At 50.6% G+C, this 255-nt stretch carries 1 pseudogene; it reads left to right on the top strand.

The features are described from left to right. Positions 1-255, top strand: a pseudogene (locus KBY97_RS14610) (IS5/IS1182 family transposase); the annotation flags it as partial.

Here is a 255-nt window from a genome sequence, read left to right on the forward strand (position 1 = left end):
TTGTGGTCAGTGAGCTGCACCGCCAGCAAAGCATCTTGTTGTATTCCCAGACCCGCAGCATGCCCAACCGCTTCGTGAACCTGGTTCAGTCACACATTCGGCCCATGATGCGTGGCAAGGCAAGGGCAGCTGTTGAATTTGGCGCCAAAATCAGTGTTTCTGTTCAGAATGGCTTTGCCTTCTTGCACAGGATCAGCTGGGATCCATACAACGAATCAGAAGACCTGATTTCACAAGCCAAGAAATACAAGCAAG

The organism is Synechococcus sp. ATX 2A4, assembly GCF_024346375.1.
Lineage (GTDB): Bacteria > Cyanobacteriota > Cyanobacteriia > PCC-6307 > Cyanobiaceae > MW101C3.